The sequence below is a fragment of the Nocardioides sp. GXQ0305 genome, from assembly GCF_050880345.1.
Classification (GTDB): Bacteria; Actinomycetota; Actinomycetes; order Propionibacteriales; family Nocardioidaceae; genus Nocardioides.
Window position 1 is genome coordinate 1 of the sequence record NZ_JBNYXG010000015.1, and the last position, 1317, is coordinate 1317.

Genomic DNA, 1317 nt, shown 5'->3' on the forward strand with positions numbered 1-1317 from the left:
TGCGATGTCCCGCGACACCGTTGGCAGGTGTTGCGGGACATCGTTGCATTTCAGGGCTTCTTGAGGCGTCGGCCTTTGGGTGGTCCGGGTGGTCGGCCGAGTGGCTGGTAGTCCTTGGTGGGGTCGATGCTGAGTTCCCGCAGGAGTTCGCCGGTCTCGGCGTCGACGGCGCGGACGTAGCGGTCGGCGACGAGGATCAGTACGCGTTTGCGGGCGTGCTCGCGGCCCAGGCCGAGGTGGCGTAGCTGACTGTTGTAGCGCAGCGTCACGACGCCGACGCTGTCGGTCTTGTCGCGGCGGACCCGGTAGTGCACGGGGATCGCGGGCTTGGCCGGGGTCGCTTTGGGTCGGGCCTGGTAGGCCTGCTCGGGTGGCCTGCGGCCCACGGCGCGGTGGGGCCGGAGGGTGTTGTAGTAGCGGCGGAACCGGTCGAGCTGGCGTTGCAGGTCGGCCAGGGTCGCCGGGGCCGGCTGGGCGGCGAGCCACTTCTTCTGGGTCTGGTGGAACCGCTCGACCTTCCCGCAGGTCTGCGGGTGGTAGGGCCGGGAGTGGTGGAACCGGACGCCGAGCAGGTCCAGCTCCATCTCGAGGGCGACCCGGCCACCACCGCGGGGTTTGCCGGTGAAGACCGCGCCGTTGTCGGTGAGCACGCTGGCGGGGATGCCGTAGCGACCGAATGCGGTCCGGAAGCCGGCCACCACGTCGGCGCCGGTGGTGGTCGGTCTGGCTTTGGACAGCAGGTCCAGTCGGGAGTGGTCGTCGACGATGTTGAGGATCTCCACCCCACTGCCGTCGGCCAGCTGCCAGTGGGTGGTGTCGGCCTGCCAGCGTTCGTTGGGCTGCTCGGCAGCGAACCGTCGTCCGGCGCCCTTGGGTCGCTTCCTGGGTTGTGGGGTGACGAACCCGCGACGGGTCAGCACCCGCCAGATCGTCGAGGTCGACGGCACCCGCTGGGCACCGGCGGTCTGCAGATGTGTGCGGATCGTTTCCGCGCCGGCGTCCAGGCCCTTCTTGGACAGCTCTTTGCGCAACCGGACGATCCAGTCCTCCAGATCCAGGCTGATCGCCCGCGGATTGGTCAGCGGTCTTCGTGACCGCGGTGTGAACGCGGCCTCGCCCTCGGCCTCGTAGCGTCTGACCAGCTGTTGGACCCAGTAGCGGGAGATCCGGTAGTCCCGGGCGACCTCACTCTTGGAACGGCCCTCGACCTTGACCGACACGATGACGAGCTCCGCGAGCGACATCCGGCACCTCCGCCATGGCTAGGTGCCAACCATGTCGCGGGACAGGTGCCAACTATCTCGTGAAGTCGAACAC

The 1317-nt window shown here is 68.6% G+C and carries 1 protein-coding gene; it reads right to left on the reverse strand.

Translation table 11 applies throughout. The annotated features are described in order from the left end of the window. Positions 1-50: 50 nt before the first annotated feature. On the reverse strand, positions 51-1244 hold the full coding sequence (locus ACQ1X7_RS19740) for an IS481 family transposase (protein WP_432479950.1): 1194 nt from the start codon (positions 1242-1244) through the stop codon (positions 51-53). Positions 1245-1317: the final 73 nt, after the last annotated feature.

Bases quoted from the DNA above. Each gene is read 5' to 3' on its own strand.
- ACQ1X7_RS19740 (WP_432479950.1), bottom strand. From the start codon at position 1,244: ATGTCGCTCGCGGAGCTCGTCATCGTGTCGGTCAAGGTCGAGGGCCGT.